Genomic DNA, 17,929 nt, shown 5'->3' with positions numbered 1-17,929 from the left:
GGCAAAATGAAGCGGCCCCCACCTGGAGGTGGGGGCCGCTACTTATCGGCGTGGCGGGTTGGTCAGCCCTTGACCACCTGAGTTCCACCGGCGAGCTCGTCGTGCTTGCCCTGCTTGGTGGGACTGCCGTTGATGGTCACGGCGATCACGATGTAGGCGATGAACGCCAGCAGGCCGCCGACGAACGGGATGATCGAGAACAGCGTGAAGGCGTTACGGATGGCCGACTGCTGGAAGTCCGGCTTCGGTGCACCGCCCGGGCCGCGCACGGACAGGCCCAGCATCTTCTTCGCCGGGGTCCAGCCCTGGGTGACCTCGAAGCCCACGAAGTAGGCGAAGGTCAGCAGACCGGACACGATGCCGGGGATTACATAGCCGTCCCACAAGCCGAGGACCAGCAGCAGGATCGAGATGACGATCCCGGTGATGATGTTGTCGATCAGTCGGGCAGCAAAGCGAATGCCAAGGCTGCCCGGCTCGGCCCCGCCCGTCGGACCGAACTGCGGGGGTGGGTACCCGCCCGGCGCCCCGTACTGCGACGGGGGCGGAGGCGGGTAGTTGCCCTGGGGCGGCGGCGGGTAGTTGCCGGGCGGCGGGGGTGGGTAGGCCCCACCGGGCGGCGGTCCGTACTGCTGCGGTGGGGGAGGCGGCGGGTAGGCGCCGGGCGCAGGCGGGTAGTTGGGATCCGGATTGTTGGGATAGTCACCCGAAGTCATCAGATCGGCTCCTGCTCGAAGTCATGGACGCTCTAACTTACCGCGACCAAGACTCGCTGTGCGGCATTGCCGCACAGTGAGCAGGAGCCGATCGATCGCCTCAGCGGCGCAGCGCCTTGGCCTGCTTACGCGCCTTCTTCCGGGCCTTGCGGGACAGGTCCTCGCTGTGACTCAGGGCCGAGTGGGCCAGATCGCCGCCGCGGTCACGGGCCACCTCGGCCAGAGTCAGGCCGCGGTCGCGGGCCACGTCAGCGAGCTCGATACCGCGGTCGCGGGCGACGTCGGCGAAATCGCCTCCGCGATCCCGGGCCACGTCAGCGAGTTCCAAGCCCCGCTCCCGGGCGATCTCGGCGAGTTCGGCACCCCGCTCGCGGGCCACGTGCGCCCACTCCGACCCGCGGTCCAGCGCGATCTCGGCGAGCTCGGCACCGCGCTCGCGGGCCGCCCCGAGCAACGGCGCGCTGCGCTCGGCCAGCTCCCGGCTGCGTTCGGCTCCGGCGTGCAGGCCACCCTGCAGGTTCTTGCCCACCTTGTCGACGACTTCGCCGTCGATCAGCGCCGGGGTTGAACCGCTGGGCAGTGCTGCGGTCACCTTGTTGCTGACCTTGTGGGCCGCCCGGCGGCTGCGCCAGCCGATGGACGGCTTACCCGCGGTGTCGGCGGAGGCGATGATCAGCCCGCCGAGCAGGCTCAGGTCCACCAGGAAGTCCTTGCGCTTCTGCGCCTTGAGCTCGGGATCGGCCTCGGACCAGAACATGTGGGAGCCGAGGTTGGCGGGAATGACGGTGGCCGCCAGGGCTGCCGATGCCAGCCGCGGCACCTTGCCGGTGGCCAACAACACGCCGCCGCCGATCTGGACCGCTGCGGTGATCTTCGCGAACGTCTCCGCGTCCTTGGGAACGTTGGGGCCCACGGGTTCTGGCAGTTTCTGCAAACCTTCGAGGGTGGGCCGGGCGGCGTCGGCAGCCGGTTTGGGGCTGCGTAACGCTTCGATGCCTTGGCCGATGAAGGCGGCGGACAACAGGGGACGGGCTACTCGGCGAAGCAACATGACCGCCGTGTTCCCCGCTTACCGGTGGAACAAACCCCGTGATTCACCGTGATCGAGGGGCGGTCGGCGGCTTCGGTCTGGCCCGCATCGCCAGCGGCAGCACCACCCAGAACAGCAGGAATCCGACCAGCGCCGCCGCGCCGGCGAGCACCCCGGCACCATCGCCCGCCACGGCGCCGAACACCAGGACCACCACCCCTACCAGAGAGATCCCGAGGAACATCAGGCCCACGTAGGTGGTCTTGTGGGCCGCTGCCACCAGTTGGTCGAGGCGGTGCTGCCGGAACAGCACCCGATGCATGGCCACCGGGCTGGCCAGCAGCACCGTGCTGACGATCGAGCAACCGACGGTGACCAGATAGACGGTACGCAGCAGCGGGCTGAGATCCGCGAAACGGTCGTGAAACGGCAGGGTCAGCAGCAGCCCGGTCAGCAGCTGTACGCCGGTCTGCGCCACCCGCAGCTCCTGCAGCAGACTTGCCCAGTTGCGGTCCAGCTTCTCGGTGTGCGTCTCGTCCCGCTCGGGCCCGGCGCCCACGCGTTCGAACATGGAAAGGGGGTACCCGCTGCGGCTCAGGTGAGTATCAACCGCGCCGACTTCTCCAGCAGTTCGGCGATCTCCTGATAGGAGTTGTAGCCCATACCTGCGCGCACCAGCGCACCCGCGTACATCAGCTCCAGGGTCTCGATCACCGCCGGGTCCCCGTCATCACCGAGCGCCCCGGTCAGACGTGTGTTGATCTCCCGCCCGATGCGCTGTCGCAGGTGTTCGACGTCGGGGTCCTTGCCCAGCAGGGCAGTGGTGACCGCACCCGCGAGCTCGGGTTCGTCGGCCAGCAGCAGCGCGATGTGCCGCAGCACGGCGATCACGCGGGTGGTGCGGTCCGGAGAGTCGTTGGGCGGCGCCGGAGTGCCGGCCAGTCGGCGCCAGAACACCTCGGCCACCAGATGCTCTTTGGAGGAGAAGTACGTGTACGCCGTCGCTGCGCCGACACCGGCCTCAGCGGCCACCATGCGGATGGTCAGGCCCGCGAAACCCTCGCGGCTGAGTACGTCGACAGCGGATCGGCCCAGCCGGTCCACGGTGTCGGCCTGCTTGGCGGTCAGTCGTCGCCTGGTGGCTTCCCGAGCTACCGGATCGGACACATGTCCGGACGCTACTACAACAGATCTGGGCGGGCAAGGATGTGCGCTGGCCATCGCGGTGACGAGCGGTTAAGTTGCGTGCATGGCCAGTACCGACACCCCACCCGGAACCACCCGTGCGCAGCAAACGGAGCGTCTGTTCGCTCTGGCCGAGCGGGTGACCGGGTTCATGCCCGCCGACGAGGGCCGGGCGCTCTATGAAGCGGCGGCGTCGTATCTCGACGGCGGGGTGGGAGTGGAGATCGGCACCTATTGCGGAAAATCCACCGTACTGCTCGGCGCCGCGGCTCTGACCACCGACAGCGTCCTCTACACCGTCGACCACCACCACGGCTCCGAGGAGCATCAGCCTGGGTGGGAGTATCACGACACCACCATGGTCGACCCCAACACCGGCCTCTTCGACACGCTGCCGACATTCCGGCACACCCTCGACGAGATGGCGTTGCCCGACAATGTGATTGCGGTGGTGGGCAAATCGCCGGTGGTGGCCAGGAATTGGCGGACGCCGCTGAACCTGCTGTTCATCGACGGCGGGCACACCGAGGAGGCCGCGCAGCGCGACTTCGAGGGTTGGACGCCGTGGTTGCAGACCGGCGGGGCACTGCTGATCCATGATGTGTTCCCCGATCCCCGCGACGGCGGGCAGGCACCGTACCTGATCTACCGGCGGGCGCTGGACAGCGGCGAATTCACAGAGGTCTCGAGCATGAAGTCGTTGCGGGTCCTCGAGCGCATCGTCAGCGCTCGCTGACCACGCACTCGCAGCCGAAGTCGGCCTCCAGGCCGCGGGGCAGCCCATCGGCGCGGAAGATGCCTGCGCCCGGTGTGGTCTGAGAGAGGGCATCGGCGGCCAGGATCACCGCGGCCCCGGTCCAGGTGGTGCGCTCGACCGGCCACCGCTTGCCGTCGGTGTACACCAGGCCCGTCCAGTACGAGCCGTCGCGCTCCCGCAGGTGTTGCATGTCCGCGAATTGTTGATGGGCCCGGTCGGTTTCACCCATGGCGTCCAGCGCCAGCACCAGCTCGCAGGTCTCGGCCCCGGTCACCCACGGCCGGTCATCGACACACCGGATGCCCAGTCCGTCGACCACAAAATCCGACCAGCGCTCGGCGATGCGTTCGTGGGCTCCGGCGCCACGCAGCGCGCCGCCCAGGATGGGGTAGTACCAGTCCATCGAATGGTGAGGCTTGTCGGTGAACAGTCCCGGGTGCGCGACCAGTGCGTGCCCGAGCTGTCCACAGGCCACCTCCCATTCCGGTTGCGGCTCGCCCATGTAGTTGGCCAGTGCCAGCGCACACCGGATGCTCTGGTAGATGCTCGCATTGCCGGTCACCAGCGCTTCCTCGATGCGCCCGGCCGGTCCTGCGGCCCAGCAGATCTCCCCGCCGTCGAGCTGCAGCCCGATCACGAAATCAATGGCATCGCGCACGGTGGGCCACATCCGCGCAGCGAAGCCGTCGTCGCCGGTGACCAGCATGTGGTGCCACACCCCGGTGGCGATGTAGGCGCAGAAATTGCTGTCGCTGTTGACGTCCTCGATCACGCCGGCCCGGAACTGCAGCGGCCACGAGCCGTCGGGCCGCTGTTCGCGCCGGCACCATTCGAACGCCGCTCTGGCGGGTTCCACCAGGCCCGCGGTGGTCAGGGCCATGGCGCACTCCACGTGATCCCACGGGTCGGTGTGCGCCATCGGCGACCACGGGATTGCGCCTGACGGTTCCTGTGCCCGTGCGATGGACCGCGCCGTCTCCAGGCACTGCTCGGCCGACAGGACGCCGGCCACCTCGGGAACCTCGCTGCGCCGCGCCATCATCGCCCTACTTCTCGAAATAGAGCGCCACGCTCTTGCCGATCAGCGGATTCAGTACGGCCTCTGCGGTGCGCGTCAGCGCGGGCGCCGACATCATGTCCCACACCAGCAGCCGGTGGTAGGCGCTCACCGCGGGATGCTGGGTCTTCTCCACGCCGACAGCGCATTTGATCCACCAGTACGGTGAATGCAGTGCGTGCGCGTGGTGGGTGTGGATGAACCGCATCCCGCGGGCCTCCACCTTGGCGCGCAGTTCGTCGGCCTTGTAGATCCGGATGTGGCCGCCCTCGTTGGCGTGGTAGTCGTCGGACAGCAGCCAGCACAGCCGTTCCGGCAACCAGCGCGGCACCGTGACCGCCAGCGTGCCCCCGACCTTGAGCACTCGCACCAGCTCGGCGATCGCGGCCTCGTCGGCCGGGACGTGTTCGAGGATCTCCGAGGCGATCACCACGTCGAACGTGCCGTCGGCATAGGGCAGGGCCAGGGCGTCACCGGCCACCGCCTCGGCCTCGGCGCCCTCAGGTGCCTCGCCGGCCGCGGCCATGGCCTCGAACATCGTGCTGACGTTCTCGAGTTCTTCCTTGTCCTGGTCGAACGCGATCACATGTGCGCCGCGGCGGTAGGCCTCGAAACTGTGCCGGCCGGCTCCGGCGCCGACGTCGATCACCTGCGTGCCCGGGCCGACACCGAGCCGGTCGAAGTCCACTGTCAGCATGTACGTCCCCGATCGATTGCGCGCTGGTACACCGAAACCGTCTGTGCGGCAACCGATTCCCAGCTGTAAATGTCCACCGCGCGCCGACGGCCGGCAATCCCCATGCGGTGCAGTTCGTCCGGCGAGCTCAGCAGCTCGCCCAGGCTCGTGGTGAGTTCCTCGACGTTGCCCGGCGCCACCAGCACCGCAGCGTCCCCGTCGGTGCCCAACACCTCGGGAAGTGCCCCGGCCCGGCTGGCCACGATGGGTGTTCCGCTGGCCATGGCTTCGACCGCGGGCAGCGAGAAACCCTCGTACAGGGAAGGAATGCAGGCGATCTCGGCCGATGCCAGCAGGGCGGCCAGCTCGGCGTCGGACACTCCGCTGGAGATGTGCACGATGTCGGAGATGCCCAGCTCGGCGATCAGCTTCTCGGTGGGGCCCTTGCTCTCCAGCCGTGCCACCAGTTGCAGTTCGACGTCGCGTTCGGTGCGCAGCTTGGCCACCGCCTGCAGCAGGTTCGCCACACCCTTGAGCGGCACGTCCGCGCTGGCGATGGCGATGATGCGGCCGCGGACCCGCGGGTTGTCGGTGGGGGCGAACACGTGGGTGTCCACGCCGAGTGGCACCACATGTAGCTGATCGGGGCTGACGCCGAAATCCGCCGCGATGTCGGCGGCCGAGGTGGTGGAGACGGTCAACAGGTCAGGGATGCCCCTGGCCACCCGCTTCTGCATCTGGGCAAAGCCGTACCACCGGTGCACCAGGGGCTTGCGCCACCACTTGGCGGCGGCCAGGTCGAGCACCCGGTCGCGGGTGATGGGGTGGTGCACGGTGGCCACCACCGGCAGGCCCGCCGCGGCGATCCGGCGTAACCCGGTACCGAGGCTCTGGTTGTCGTGCACCACATCGAACTCGCTGCGCCGCTCGGCAAGCAACCGGGCGGCGCGCAGGCCGAAGGTGCGCGGTTCCGGGAAGCCCGCGGTCCACATGGTGCCGAGCTCGAGCAGGTCGATCCCGCTGCGGATCTCGCCGGGCCGCGGTACTCGGAACGGATCCGGTTCCCGGTAGAGGTCCAGACTGGGCACCTTGCACAGCCGCACCCGGGGGTCCAGGCCTTCCGGATAGGGCTGCCCGGAGAACACCTCGACGTGGTGGCCCAGATCGGCCAGGCCACGGCTCAGGTGACGGACGTACACCCCTTGGCCGCCGCAGTGGGTCTTGCTGCGGTACGACAGCAGGGCGATGCGCATGCCTTTCACCTATACCCGACCAGCCGCGGCGCCGCTGAAGACGGGGAGTAACGCGCTGCTGTGTCTGGACATGTGTCTGGACTTTAATTCGCGCAGCTAACCAGCGCAACGCGCCCCCGGCCGGGACCCGCCGACGCGGGCTGTGAGCTGCCGGTTCACCACCCGGTGCGCAATACCCGATCCAACATGTCGACGAAGAAGTCGGCGGATTCCACCGTCAGGCACATCGGCGGTTTCATCTTCAACACGCACAGGTGATCGCCCGTGGGCTGGACGATAACTCCCAGCTCACGCATGCGCTCGCAGATCGCCGCGGTCTCGGTGTCGGCCGGCTCCAGCGTCCGGCGGTCCCGGACCAGCTCCACCCCCATGTAGAGGCCGCTGCCGTGCACGGCGCCGATCAGCGGGTGCCGCTGGGCCAGCTCCGTCAGCCGTCGGCGCAGGTGCTCGCCCACCTGGGCGGCGTTGTGTTGCAGGCCGTCGCGCTGGATCACCTCCAGCACTGTCAGCCCCACCACGCTGGACACCGGGCTGCCGCCGGCGGAGGAGAAGAAGTACCCCTGGCCGCGATAGGCGTCGGCGATGGCCTTGGTGGTGATGACGGCGCCGAGGGGCTGGCCATTGCCCATCGCCTTGGCCACAGTCACGATGTCGGGCAGCACGCCCTGCTGCTGGAAGCCCCAGAACCAGTGCCCGAGCCGGCCGTAGCCCACCTGCACCTCGTCGGCGATGGCCAGCCCGCCCGCCGCCCGCACTGCGGCGTACACCGCCGCGAGGTAGCCGTCCGGCAGCGCCACGCCGCCGGCGTTGCCGTAGAAGGGTTCGGCGATGAACGCCGCGGGTGGGGTGCCCTGGGTGCTCAGGTGCTCGATCACGGCCACCGCCTCGGGGGCGTAGGCAACCGCGTCGGCTCCGCGGTGGTGTCCGCGAAAGCTGTTGGGGGAGGGCACGGTATGGACCCACTGCGGCCGGGTGGTCAGGGCGTTGGGATTGTCGGCGGTGGACGTGGACACCGCGTCGGTGGCGTAGGTCCACCCGTGGTAGGCCTCTGCGACGGCCACCACATCCTGGCGGCCGGTGGTGGTGAACGCCAGGCGCAGAGCCAGATCCACCGCCTCGGAGCCGGAGTTCACCAGGAACACGGTGTCCAGGGGATCGGGCAGGGTGGCGGCCAACCGCTCGGAGAACTCGACCACCGCAGCGTAATTGAAGCGCGAGTTGGTGTTGAGCCGGCGCCACTGGCGGGCCACCGCGTCGGCCAGCTCGGGATGTCCGTGGCCGATGCTGGTGACGTTGTTGACCATGTCGAGGTAACTGCGGGCCTCGGTGTCCTGCAGGTGTTCCCGCCACCCGCGCTCGATGCGCGGCGGGGCGCTGTAGTACTGCTCCTGGACTGCGGCGAAGGACCGTGCGCGGCGGGCCAGCAGAGCGGAGCTGTCGGGACCCTCTACGGCGGCGGACAGCCCCACCAGGGCACCCGGATCGCGGGTCAGCGCGAGCCACCCCGGCGCGTACTCGGGGCGGATGAAATCCGGAACCGGGCAGGCATTCTCGGCTGTCACCTGCACCCACAGACGGCCGGGACCAGCCGTGGCCAGCTCCTCGCCGCGGGTGACGGTGCCGACCGTGGCGGAGGCGTCGCCGACGATCCGCAGGGTCAGCCCGGCTCCGGTCAGCAGCACCTCGCCGCCCTCGGAGATGACGGTGCCGGACCACGGCGCGCACAGGGCGGCGGGTCGGGACAGCCAGATGTCGATCCCCGTCGGCACGGTGGCCGGTGACCGGCTGCTGAGTACCGCGGATCGGGTCAGCCGGGGCGCCGCGTAGGCGGTGACCACCACCTCGGCGTCGCGCTCGGCGGCCAGGCTGTCCTCGGCGTCAGGCTCGAGCCAGCGGCCGGCGTCCATGGCATCGGACTGGATGGACAGATCGAGCAGCTCGGGCTCGACACCCGCGATCAGCGGGCCGCAGTCCGGTGCCGCGACGGCGGTGTCGGCGCCGAGTGCATGCTCGATCAGCCGGGCCATCACCGCCGCGGGAACGGACGTGGCCCGTTCGAAGATCCGCCACTCGTCGTCCTGGGCGCCCGCGGCGTAGTCGTTGCCCGGGTCGATCGCGACCTGCTGGTGGCCACTGACCACCAGGATGGCTGCGCGCAGGATCACCAGCGGCCACAGCACCTCGATCTCGGCGGCATCCAGCGGCCGCTGCCGGTGGAACGCGGCGATCAGGGGCAGCGCGCTCGCGGGCTCGCCGTCGGCGTGCCGCAGCACGGCAGACGCGGCGATGGCCAGCTCGCCCACCGCCCAGGACCGGGTGAGGTCCCCGAGGTCGATGATGCCGTCCGGCAGCCGGGTCCGGTCCGAGCACACCACGTTGTCGTCGGTGAGATCGCCGTGGATCACCTGCACGGGCAGCTGATCGGCCCGCTCGGAGACCGCGTCCCAGGCCGCGCCACCCGCGCTCTCGAGCAGCGCCCGCTTGTTCGGGTCCGACACGTACGGGGTCAGCAACTCCAGGGTCCGGTCGGCATGGCGCAGGTCCCACTGCAGCACCCGGTCGACCCCTGGGTGATCGAAGTCAACCAGTGCCCGCACCGTCCGGCCCGCCAGCGTGCCCAGGGCAGCCCACCGCGACGGGGCGACGTACCCGTCGCCGCCGAGCGTCCCGCCGGGCAGGAAGTCGATGATCCGGGCGTAGAGACTGGTTCCGGTGCCCACATCGGCGATGGGGCCCGCCGCCGGGCCGACGTTGCGTGCGGTGCGGACGGTGGGTTCGCGCCCGGCGATGTGATCGGCGGCGGCGTCCTGGGCCTCGATCTCCACGCGGCTGAAGGCGGGATTGGCCACCTTGAGCACTCCCACGGCCCCGGTGTCTCCGGCCAGCAGGAAGTTCGCGTCCTGCTGGCTGCCCAGCGCGGTGGCCGTCACGTCGACGCCGAAATGCACGCGCGCGATCCGCGCGGCGTCCGCGCTGTCGAGATCGGGCACCGGCAGCTCGGTGGATTGAAAGAAGTCAAAGGTGCTCAACGCTGCTCCTGTCCCGAATTGTGCCGATCCACTGTACGTCCCGATACGGTGGGGGAATGCGCGCGCTGATCATCGTCGACGTCCAGAACGACTTCTGCGAGGGCGGTGCCCTGGCGGTGGCGGGTGGCGCCACCGTGGCCCGGGACATCAGCCGCCTGCTCGCCGGCTCGCACGGCTATGACCATGTGGTGGCCACCAAGGATTTCCACATCGACCCGGGTGAGCACTTTTCCGAGACCCCCGACTTCCGGGTGTCCTGGCCGCGGCACTGTGTGGTGGACACCCCCGGGGCCGACTTCCATCCCGAGCTGTCCACCGCGGCCGTCGAAGCCGTCTTCCACAAGGGGCAGTACGCGGCCGCCTACAGCGGGTTCGAAGGCGCCGACGATGCGGGAGTTTCGTTGGCCGACTGGCTGGCTGCCCGTGAAGTAGACGCGGTGGACGTGGTGGGGATCGCCACCGACTACTGCGTGCGGGCCACCGCGGCCGACGCGGTGCGCGCGGGCCTGGCCACCCGGGTCCTGCTCCACCTCACCGCCGGCGTGGCGCCGGACTCCACCGAGCAGGCGGTGCAGGAGCTGGGCGCTGCCGGCGTCGAGATCCTCGGCGCCTCGGCGTGACGGCGCACACCGACGCCGATCTGCTGGCTGCGGTCGAGCAGTCGCCACAGGCTGCGGCGCGTCGGGACCGGTCCGGCTGGGTGGGGCTGTTCACCGATGACGCGTCGGTGGAGGATCCGGTGGGATCGGTGCCGCATCGCGGGCCGGAAGCCATCGGGCTGTTCTTCGACACCTTCATCGCACCCCGCGACATCACCTTCCACCCCCACGCCGACATCGTCTGCGGCTCCACGGTGATCAGGGACGTGACACTGGAAGTGCGGATGGGTCCCGCAGTCTCGATCGATGTCGCGGCCATCCTGCGCTACGCCCTCGTGGATGTCGGTGGCGAGCTCAAAATCAGAGAGCTGCAGGCGTTCTGGGAGTTACCGCCGATGTTGTGGCGGTTCGCGCGCAGGGGAGTACCTGCCGTGCCGGTGGCGTTGGGGCTCAGCCGGGCGATGCTGGTCAACCAGCGACCGCGCGGCGTGGCCGGGTTCCTCACCGGGCTGCACCGGCCCGCGCGCAGACACCGTCGTGAGGTCGACACCCTGCTGTCAGCTCTGACCGGTGGCGACCAGTTGGCCGGCCGCCGGATGCTGGGTGCGGGATCGAGGGTCACCGCGGGCGACGGCGATCCGATCGGGGTCGACGCGCTGGGTGCCCGTCTGGTAGGCGCACGGGTGGCGTCTCGGATCACCGCGGGGTTCACCACGGCGGTCTCGCTGCGGGGCGCCGACGGGCCGGCGGTGGTGTTGATCGACACCGACCCGTGGACGGTGCGGCTGTTCGCCGCCGGCGCGGACCCCGATCAGAGTCGGGCGTAGCGTGCCATCGCGAAGCAGAAGGCGCCGTAGGCGGCAAAGCCCACCGCGGCGGCCACCAGGAGGAACTGCCCGAACGGTGCTTCGCCGAGCGTCTTGACCGCCGCGTCGATGCCGGACGCCTTGGCCGGGTCGGCCGTCAGGGTGGCGAAGATGACCAGCAGACCGGCACCGGCGAGCACCACACCCTTGGCGATGTAGCCGACCTTGCCCAGCGGGGTGATCACCGAACCCCCCGAGACCTTGAGGTCGTCGAGGAATTTCTCGGATGCGCCCTTGTACACGTGGTAGCCGCCCACGCCGATGACCACCAGGCCGACGATGATGAGAACCGCCTTGCCCCAGGCGGATTGCATCAACTGCGCCGACATTCCGGAGTTCTGCTGGCCGCTGTTCTGACCGCTGCCGGTGGCGAACCGGATGGCCGACACCGCCAGGCCGCAGTACACGATGGCCAGCGCCAGGGACTTGGCCCGTTTGAACTGTTTCTTGGCGCCCTTGTCGTCGTCGGTGGGCTCATTGGGGTGCGAGCCCACCACTGTTTCGGCCAGCCGCCAGGCGGCCAGGCCGAACAGACCGATGGCGGCCAGCCACAGTGACACCGCGCCGCCGCCGCTGGAGGCCAGGGTGGCCAGGGCTCCGGACTGGTCGGCGTTCTGGCTGGCGCCCCCGCCGCCGAAGGCCAACCGGACGATGATGTAGCCGAGCAACAGGTGCAGCACCCCGCTGGTGGCGTAGCCCGCCCGGGCGGCGTACTCGAATGCTGTGGTGTTGGTGGCGCGGTCCACCGCGCCGTGAACCCGATTGTCGACCATGTCAATTCCGGTACCCGGCCACCGGGGACGACAAACCGGACGCGCCGCGGCAGTCACCTCCGGGTGATCGCCACACCCAGCAGGGCCAGGGCCCCGCCGACGAATCCGAGCGCCGTCGGCACCTCGGCCAGGAACACCCAGGACAGGCCGATGGCGATGGCGGGAACGGCGAGCGTGGTCGCGGTCAGCGCGCCGGCATCCGAGCGCGCCAGCGCGTAGGCCCAGGTGAGAAACGCGATGGCGGTGGGGCCGATGCCCAGGTACACGACTCCCAGAACGGCGGCGGTGGGGGCCGCCGCGATCTCGGTGAATGCCTGCGGCGCAAACGGTGTGGTGACCAGCAGCCCGGTGGCGCAGCCCAGCCAGGTGGCCGTCACCCCGTCCACCGAGCGCAGCGCCACCTTCTGGATCAGCACGCTGGCCGCGTAGAGCACCGCGGTGATCAGACCGAGGGTGACCCCCAGGCGGTCGTTGGTGACGCCGCCGGAACCGCCCAGGGCGATCAGCACGATGCCGCTGAAGGCGATCAGGATGCCGATCACCCGGGCGCGCGGAAAGCCTTCGCTGAGAAAGAGTCCCGCGAACACCGCGACGATGATGGGCGCGAAGTTCACCAACAGCGCCGCCGTGCCCGCGTCGAGGTGTTGTTCGGCCCAGTTCAGCAGCACCGTGTATGCGGCGAACCACAGCACGCCGTAGGCCAGCACCAGCACCAGCGTCCGGCCGCGGGGCAACGGGCGCCGGTAGTAGAGCGCCACCGGCACCAGCGCCGCCGTGGCCACCAGCATCCGGATGAACGACATCGGCCCCGGTGACAGCGCGGTCCCCGCCGCGCGGATCACCACGAACGACGACGCCCACATCAGGACGGTGACGCCCGCGGCTGCGGGCACCAGATAACCTGCCGGCCTGCTGTCGGGTACCTGCATGGGTTCAGCCTTGCCGCCGCCGCGCCTGGCGGCAAGCGGTTTTCCGACCTGACGGGGACAGACCTAGGTGTCGATTCGCTTGCGGCGGTATAGCGTTCCGATGCCGATCAGCAGCAGGCTGACCACCAGGATGGCGGTGGCCAGGACGTTGATCTGCGGGGGCACGGCAGCCTTGACCGCGGCATTGACATACAGCGGATAAGTCACCGTGGGACCGCTGACGAAATAGGTGATGATGAAATCGTCGAGCGACAGCGCGAACGACAGCATGGCCGCGGCCACGATGCCGGGCACGATCAGGGGCAGTGTCACCTTGAAGAACGTCCGGGCCGGGCTGGCGCCCAGGTCCATCGACGCGTCCTCCAGGGTCCAGTCGAAGCCGCGTACCCGGGCCCGCACCGTCATCGCGATGAAGCTCACCTGGAAGGCGATGTGCGCGATGACGATGGTGGTGTACCCCGCCGGCCACCCCAGGTCCAGGAACAGCACCAGCAGCGAGGCGCCCATCACCACTTCGGGGGCGGTCAGCGGCAGGATCAGGAATCCGTCCACCAGGCGGTCGCCCCGGAAGCGTTGCCGGACAAGCGCAATGGCGAGCAGAGTGCCGAGCACCAGGGCGATCGCGGTGGACACCGCGGCGACGTTGAGGCTCATCCGGAGAGCGGCCGTCAGCGCCGGGTACTTGAACGGGTCGGCCCAGTTGTCCAGCGTGAAGCCCTGCCAGGTGTAGTTGAACTTGCCCTGGGGGTTGTTGAACGAGAACGCCACGATGACCGCGATGGGGATGAACAGGTACAGCAGTACCAGTCCGGCGACCACCCGTAAGGCGATGTCGCCCACCTTGAGTCGTGCCAGCAGCCCCGGTTGGTTCTCGCCCGCGCGGTCGGCGACATCGGCATTGGCCTTGGCGATGCGGTCTTGGATCGTCACACCAGATCCTCCGTTCCCAGGGCCTTGGTGTACATCAGCACGCCCACCAGGATCAGCCCCATCAGCAGCATCGACAGCGCCGCCGCGGCCGGGTAGTCCTTGACCACCAGGAACTGCTGCTGGATCACGTTGCCGATCATGGTGGTCTGGGTGCTGCCCAGGTACTCGGCGTTGATGAAGTCGCCGACGCTGGGGATGAAGACCAGCATGCTGCCGGCCAGCACACCCGGAAGTGCCAGTGGCACGATCACTTTGGTGAAGGTACGGCGGTTGGTCGAGTACAGGTCCTTGGAGGCCTCGAGCAGCCGCGGGTCGATCTTCTCCAGGCTCACATACAACGGCAGGATCATGAAGATGATCCAGTTGTAGGCCAGCCCACCGATCACCGCCCAGCTGGTCGACAGCAGTCGGCCCTCGCTGGGCAGCAGCCCGATCGAGCCGAACAGGTCCACCACCCAGCCGTCGTCGGCCAGGATCGTCTTCCACGCGATGGTCCGGATCAGGAACGTCACGAAGAACGGCAGGATCACCAGACCCAGCAGCAGGTTCTTGTACCGGCCCGCCTTGAACGCGATCACGTACGCCAGCGGGAATGCCAGCACCAGGCAGATCAGCGTGGCGGCAAAGGCATAGCTGAACGACCGGATGATCTGGTCGGTGTAGGCGCTGAACGCGTCGGCATAGTTGCCGAAATCCCAGGAAAAGGTCAGGGTCGGCATGAACACCGACCCGCCCGAGCTGGAGAGTGAGGTGCGCGCCAGCGAGATGAACGGCACCACGAAGAACAGGCCCAGATACGCCAGCCCAGGCAGGATCATCAGATACGGAGCGATCTTGCTGCGCTGCCGGCTGCTGGAAGCTACGCCGGCCACGGTCAGCCCCCGGTGACGGTGGCGTACGCGGCGTTGAACTCCTGGGTCTGCTCATCGGTGAGCGCCGCCCAGGACTTCACATTGGCCAGCGTCTCCGGCGTCGGGTTGATCAACGGGTTGGCCGCGGCCTCCGGGTCGATCTTCGCGAGTTCGTCGGTCATGTCCGACAGCACGGGCACGTACTGGACGAACGACACCAGCTTGGCGTAGTTCACCCGGTCGTAGATGTAGTTGATCCACTCCTCGGCGGCCTTCTGGTTCTGCGTGGTGTACGGCAGCACCATGGTGTCGACGAAGTTGACCGCCCCCGACTCGGGGACGATGAACTGCAGATCCGGATTGTCGGCCTGCAACTGCACCACGTCACCCGAATACGCCTGGGCGATCGCGATATTGCCGGCGGCCAGGTCGTCGGCGTAATCGTTGCCGGTGAACCGGCGGATCTGGCCGGCGTCGCGCTGCTCGGTCACCAGGTCGACGGCCTTCTGCACCGTCTCGATGCTGGGGTTCCCGATGTCGCTGCCCTGAGAGAGCATGATCATGCCGAGACCGTCGCGCAGGTCGGAGAACAGGCTCACCCGGCCCTTGAACTCCGGATTCCACAGGTCGTCGATCGAGGTGATGTCGCGGCCCGTGGCGGCGCGGTTGTAGGCCAGACCCACCAGTCCGGACATGTAGGGCGCGCTGAACTTGCGGCCCGGGTCGTCCGGCGCGTCCATCAGGTCCTGGCGCAGGTTGGTGAAGTTGGTGACGCGGTCGTGGTTGATCTCGTTGAGCCAGCCGAGGCCGTTGAGCCGGGCCGCCATGAAGTTGGTGGGCACCGCCAGGTCCGCGCCGATGTCCTGCTTGCGCGAGAGCGGCTCCTTGACCTTGGCGAACCACTCTTCGTTGTCGTTGAAGTCTTCCTTGTAGTCGACGGTCAGGCCGGTCGCGGTCTGGAACGCGGCGACGAAACCGTCGGCCATGTACAGCGGCCAGTTCGACACCCGCAGGGTGCCGGTGGCCGGCGAGCCGTCGTCGGGCACGGCCGTGGCGCTGCTCGCGGAGCCGCCGGAGTCACTGCCACCACAGGCGGCCAGGAAGGATCCGCCCAGTGCCAGGCCGGCGGCCGCCGCGGCACTGCCGCCGAGGAAGCGCCGGCGCGAGGTGCGGTTGGCGGTCAGGCGGGACAGCAGTGCGGGGTCGATGTCAGGGTTACGGGCCATGGGATCAAGCCTTTCGAGGAAGCGTAGGGGGTAGGGGCTCGGGCGGTTCGAAGCGGTCAGGACTCGTCGAGCATGTCCTCGAGGTCTTCGGCGGTCGGGATGTCGCCGGCGGGCAGCACCAGCGACGCGTCCGCGGCCCAGCCCACCGACACCTGGTCGCCGGGGCGCAGCAGCGGCAGGTTCTGCTCCGGTCCGACGTGGGCGACGATGGGAGAGGAGTCCGCGGCCACCAGGGAGAGGCGCACGACCGGGCCCTGGAAGGTCAGGTCGGTGACGGTGGCGGGCACCGAGACCACACCGGGGTCGGCCAGCTGGGTGGTCGAGACGCGGACCCGCTCGGGACGGACCATGAGCGTGGCCTGTCCACCGTTCTCGATCCTGGTGTCCCCGGACCGGGCCTTGAGCTTGGTGCCGAGCACCGTCAGGTCGGCGAACCCGTCGGAGGATCCGGTCTGCGTGCCGTGCCAGAGGTTCGCCTGGCCGATGAAGCCGGCGACGAACACCGACGCGGGGTTGTCGTAGATCTCGGTGGGGGTGCCGATCTGCTCGACCTTGCCGACGTTCATGACCGCGATGCGGTCACTCATCGTCAGCGCCTCCTCCTGGTCGTGGGTGACGTAGACGAAGGTGATCCCGACCTCACGCTGGATCCGCTTGAGCTCGAACTGCATGACGTGGCGCAACTTGAGGTCCAGCGCTCCGAGGGGTTCGTCGAGCAGCAGAGCGCTGGGGTAGTTGACCAGCGCACGGGCCAACGCCACGCGCTGCTGCTGGCCACCGGAGAGCTGGCCGGGCCGGCGCTGCGCGAAGTCGGTGAGGCGGACCACCTCGAGTAGTTCGTCGACGCGCCGCTTGACCTCGGATTTGTCCTTCTTCATGCTCCGCGGCCCGTAGGCCACGTTGTCCCACACGGACATATGGGGGAACAGCGCGTAGTGCTGGAACACGGTGTTGACGTTGCGCTTGTGCGGGGCGACGCGGGAGACGTCGGCACCTTCGAGCCGGATGGCCCCAGACGTCGGGGTCTCGAAGCCCGCGATCATCCGCAGCGTGGTGGTCTTCCCGCACCCCGATGGTCCCAGCATCGAGAAGAACTCACCGGCGCCGATGGAGAAGTCGGCGTCGGCCACCGCGACGTAGTCGGAGAACCGCTTGGTCACATGGTCGATCTCGACGACCGGGGCGCCCGGTGTTGCGCTGCCCTGCCGTGCTGTGTGTTCTGTGGCTTGTGCGCCGGTCTTGCTCAGAACCCTGCCTCCTCGGTACAACGTTGCGTTCGCCGACGGCACGGGTTCGACCCGGCTGACGCAACTGTCAGTCAACCTTCACCCATCATTGGCTTCGTCGCAACCGATTCCGCAATGAAATTTGGTTCCAGCAATGGATTCGCTTGTCGAGGGCGGGCTCGACGGGGCAGTTTGGCTGCCTCAGGGGGTCGGAGTGAGGGTGACGCTGAACCGATTCTCGAGGTTGCCACGGAATTCGTCTTCGCACTGCATCTGTGCTGAGGTGTCGTTGCCGGCCTGCTGCATGCAGTCGAAGTAGTCGCCGCCGCCGACCTGGAGGAAGCCCCACACCCCGAACGCGATCAGTGCCGCGTTCAAGACGATGCCCAGCAGGCCGATGACCGCACCCGCGATCGCGATACCGCCGTTGGTGGCCGCGCCCTTCTTGGCGCGGCGGTAGCCGATCACGCCCAGCACGATGGCCACCAGGCCCAGCACGAAGCCGCCGAAGACGGTCAGCACGGCGGGCAGGGACAGGATGCCCACCACCAGAGCGGCGATGCCGAGGCCGTTCTTGGGTGCCACCGGCGGCTGGCCGTAACCGCCCATCCCGTCGGGCCCGGGGTATCCGGGATAGCCCCCCGAATACGGTTGGGGCGGGGGCGGGGGATACCCGCCCTGGTAGGCGCCCGGCGGTGGGGGCGGCGGGTAACCGCCGCCGGAATACCCGCCCGGATACGGATTTTCGGGCTTGTTGGGGTCGGGCGTTTCAGTCATGACTCTCCGGATCAGGCTCGTGCGGACCACAGACGGGCGCAACGTTACC

At 68.7% G+C, this 17,929-nt stretch carries 18 protein-coding genes; 3 read left to right on the top strand and 15 right to left on the bottom strand.

Annotation, left to right across the window (positions count from 1 at the left end; all coding sequences use genetic code 11):
- Positions 1-62 precede the first annotated feature (62 nt).
- From G6N58_RS26420 to G6N58_RS26405, 4 genes are all read right to left on the bottom strand, one after another.
- Entirely contained in the window at positions 63-716 is a 654-nt protein-coding gene (locus G6N58_RS26420; RefSeq protein WP_115280864.1) for an RDD family protein, read from the bottom strand.
- A gap of 100 nt (positions 717-816) precedes the next feature.
- The gene (locus G6N58_RS26415; protein ID WP_115280865.1) at positions 817-1,767 is read right to left on the bottom strand and encodes a DoxX family protein; all 951 of its coding nucleotides are present in this window, start codon (positions 1,765-1,767) and stop codon (positions 817-819) included.
- Between the two features lie 43 nt (positions 1,768-1,810).
- Positions 1,811-2,317 carry a DUF6328 family protein gene (locus G6N58_RS26410; RefSeq protein WP_115280866.1) on the bottom strand — a complete coding sequence of 169 codons (507 nt, stop codon included), beginning with the start codon at positions 2,315-2,317 and terminating at the stop codon, positions 1,811-1,813.
- A 23-nt stretch (positions 2,318-2,340) separates the two neighbouring features.
- Positions 2,341-2,913 (bottom strand): TetR/AcrR family transcriptional regulator, encoded by a 573-nt coding sequence (locus tag G6N58_RS26405; protein ID WP_115280867.1) that lies wholly within the window; start codon positions 2,911-2,913, stop codon positions 2,341-2,343.
- Positions 2,914-2,995: 82 nt separating this feature from the next.
- Between G6N58_RS26405 and G6N58_RS26400 the strand changes: the two genes are divergently transcribed.
- The gene (locus tag G6N58_RS26400) at positions 2,996-3,667 is read left to right on the top strand and encodes a class I SAM-dependent methyltransferase (protein WP_115280868.1); all 672 of its coding nucleotides are present in this window, start codon (positions 2,996-2,998) and stop codon (positions 3,665-3,667) included.
- Here G6N58_RS26400 and mmpH read toward each other — a convergent pair.
- The 4 genes from mmpH to G6N58_RS26380 all read right to left on the bottom strand — a co-directional run bounded on the left by mmpH (position 3,654) and on the right by G6N58_RS26380 (position 9,703).
- On the bottom strand, positions 3,654-4,727 hold the full coding sequence (gene mmpH / locus G6N58_RS26395) for an MMP endo-(1,4)-3-O-methyl-alpha-D-mannosidase (RefSeq protein ID WP_115282045.1): 1,074 nt from the start codon (positions 4,725-4,727) through the stop codon (positions 3,654-3,656). The genes G6N58_RS26400 and mmpH overlap by 14 nt on opposite strands.
- A 7-nt stretch (positions 4,728-4,734) precedes the next feature.
- Positions 4,735-5,442, bottom strand: a complete 708-nt coding sequence (locus G6N58_RS26390; RefSeq protein WP_115280869.1) for a class I SAM-dependent methyltransferase — start codon at positions 5,440-5,442, stop codon at positions 4,735-4,737.
- The gene (gene manT, locus G6N58_RS26385) at positions 5,436-6,674 is read right to left on the bottom strand and encodes an MMP alpha-(1->4)-mannosyltransferase (protein WP_115280870.1); all 1,239 of its coding nucleotides are present in this window, start codon (positions 6,672-6,674) and stop codon (positions 5,436-5,438) included. Before manT ends, G6N58_RS26390 begins: the two co-directional genes overlap by 7 nt.
- Positions 6,675-6,829: 155 nt before the next feature.
- Positions 6,830-9,703 (bottom strand): aminotransferase, encoded by a 2,874-nt coding sequence (locus G6N58_RS26380; RefSeq protein WP_115280871.1) that lies wholly within the window; start codon positions 9,701-9,703, stop codon positions 6,830-6,832.
- 56 nt (positions 9,704-9,759) lie between these two features.
- Between G6N58_RS26380 and G6N58_RS26375 the strand changes: the two genes are divergently transcribed.
- Positions 9,760-10,323: an isochorismatase family protein gene (locus tag G6N58_RS26375; RefSeq protein WP_115280872.1), complete on the top strand. Its 564-nt coding sequence runs from the start codon at positions 9,760-9,762 to the stop codon at positions 10,321-10,323.
- Positions 10,320-11,129 carry a nuclear transport factor 2 family protein gene (locus G6N58_RS26370; RefSeq protein WP_163908439.1) on the top strand — a complete coding sequence of 270 codons (810 nt, stop codon included), beginning with the start codon at positions 10,320-10,322 and terminating at the stop codon, positions 11,127-11,129. The genes G6N58_RS26375 and G6N58_RS26370 overlap by 4 nt, the downstream gene beginning before the upstream one ends.
- On the opposite strand, the gene G6N58_RS26365 is transcribed toward G6N58_RS26370, so the two are convergent.
- The 7 genes from G6N58_RS26365 to G6N58_RS26335 form a co-directional block, all read right to left on the bottom strand.
- Positions 11,114-11,941, bottom strand: coding sequence for a DUF1206 domain-containing protein (locus G6N58_RS26365; protein WP_163908437.1), 828 nt, complete (start codon positions 11,939-11,941; stop codon positions 11,114-11,116). The genes G6N58_RS26370 and G6N58_RS26365 overlap by 16 nt on opposite strands.
- 53 nt (positions 11,942-11,994) lie before the next feature.
- Positions 11,995-12,870, bottom strand: a complete 876-nt coding sequence (locus G6N58_RS26360) for a DMT family transporter (RefSeq protein ID WP_115280873.1) — start codon at positions 12,868-12,870, stop codon at positions 11,995-11,997.
- A gap of 63 nt (positions 12,871-12,933) precedes the next feature.
- On the bottom strand, positions 12,934-13,728 hold the full coding sequence (locus tag G6N58_RS26355) for an ABC transporter permease (RefSeq protein ID WP_232068159.1): 795 nt from the start codon (positions 13,726-13,728) through the stop codon (positions 12,934-12,936).
- Positions 13,729-13,796: 68 nt separating this feature from the next.
- Positions 13,797-14,672 (bottom strand): ABC transporter permease, encoded by an 876-nt coding sequence (locus G6N58_RS26350; protein ID WP_163908435.1) that lies wholly within the window; start codon positions 14,670-14,672, stop codon positions 13,797-13,799.
- 2 nt (positions 14,673-14,674) lie between these two features.
- Complete coding sequence (locus G6N58_RS26345; protein ID WP_115280874.1) at positions 14,675-15,877, bottom strand: polyamine ABC transporter substrate-binding protein; 1,203 nt, start codon at positions 15,875-15,877, stop codon at positions 14,675-14,677.
- Between the two features lie 56 nt (positions 15,878-15,933).
- Positions 15,934-17,037 carry an ABC transporter ATP-binding protein gene (locus G6N58_RS26340; RefSeq protein ID WP_115280875.1) on the bottom strand — a complete coding sequence of 368 codons (1,104 nt, stop codon included), beginning with the start codon at positions 17,035-17,037 and terminating at the stop codon, positions 15,934-15,936.
- Positions 17,038-17,304: 267 nt separating this feature from the next.
- Positions 17,305-17,880 (bottom strand): DUF4190 domain-containing protein, encoded by a 576-nt coding sequence (locus tag G6N58_RS26335; protein ID WP_115280876.1) that lies wholly within the window; start codon positions 17,878-17,880, stop codon positions 17,305-17,307.
- Positions 17,881-17,929 lie beyond the last annotated feature (49 nt).

Origin of the sequence: Mycolicibacterium tokaiense (assembly GCF_010725885.1) — a bacterium.
Taxonomy (GTDB): domain Bacteria; phylum Actinomycetota; class Actinomycetes; order Mycobacteriales; family Mycobacteriaceae; genus Mycobacterium; species Mycobacterium tokaiense.
The sequence above is the reverse complement of the archived record's forward strand: the minus strand, read 5'-3'. Positions and strand labels throughout refer to the sequence as shown.

Coding starts and splice junctions, on each gene's coding strand:
- G6N58_RS26420 (WP_115280864.1), bottom strand. CDS start 716: ATGACTTCGGGTGACTATCCCAACAATCCGGATCCCAACTACCCGCCT.
- G6N58_RS26415 (WP_115280865.1), bottom strand. CDS start 1,767: ATGTTGCTTCGCCGAGTAGCCCGTCCCCTGTTGTCCGCCGCCTTCATC.
- G6N58_RS26410 (WP_115280866.1), bottom strand. CDS start 2,317: ATGTTCGAACGCGTGGGCGCCGGGCCCGAGCGGGACGAGACGCACACC.
- G6N58_RS26400 (WP_115280868.1), top strand. CDS start 2,996: ATGGCCAGTACCGACACCCCACCCGGAACCACCCGTGCGCAGCAAACG.
- mmpH (WP_115282045.1), bottom strand. CDS start 4,727: ATGGCGCGGCGCAGCGAGGTTCCCGAGGTGGCCGGCGTCCTGTCGGCC.
- G6N58_RS26390 (WP_115280869.1), bottom strand. CDS start 5,442: ATGCTGACAGTGGACTTCGACCGGCTCGGTGTCGGCCCGGGCACGCAG.
- manT (WP_115280870.1), bottom strand. CDS start 6,674: ATGCGCATCGCCCTGCTGTCGTACCGCAGCAAGACCCACTGCGGCGGC.
- G6N58_RS26375 (WP_115280872.1), top strand. CDS start 9,760: ATGCGCGCGCTGATCATCGTCGACGTCCAGAACGACTTCTGCGAGGGC.
- G6N58_RS26365 (WP_163908437.1), bottom strand. CDS start 11,941: ATGGTCGACAATCGGGTTCACGGCGCGGTGGACCGCGCCACCAACACC.
- G6N58_RS26360 (WP_115280873.1), bottom strand. CDS start 12,870: ATGCAGGTACCCGACAGCAGGCCGGCAGGTTATCTGGTGCCCGCAGCC.
- G6N58_RS26345 (WP_115280874.1), bottom strand. CDS start 15,877: ATGGCCCGTAACCCTGACATCGACCCCGCACTGCTGTCCCGCCTGACC.
- G6N58_RS26335 (WP_115280876.1), bottom strand. CDS start 17,880: ATGACTGAAACGCCCGACCCCAACAAGCCCGAAAATCCGTATCCGGGC.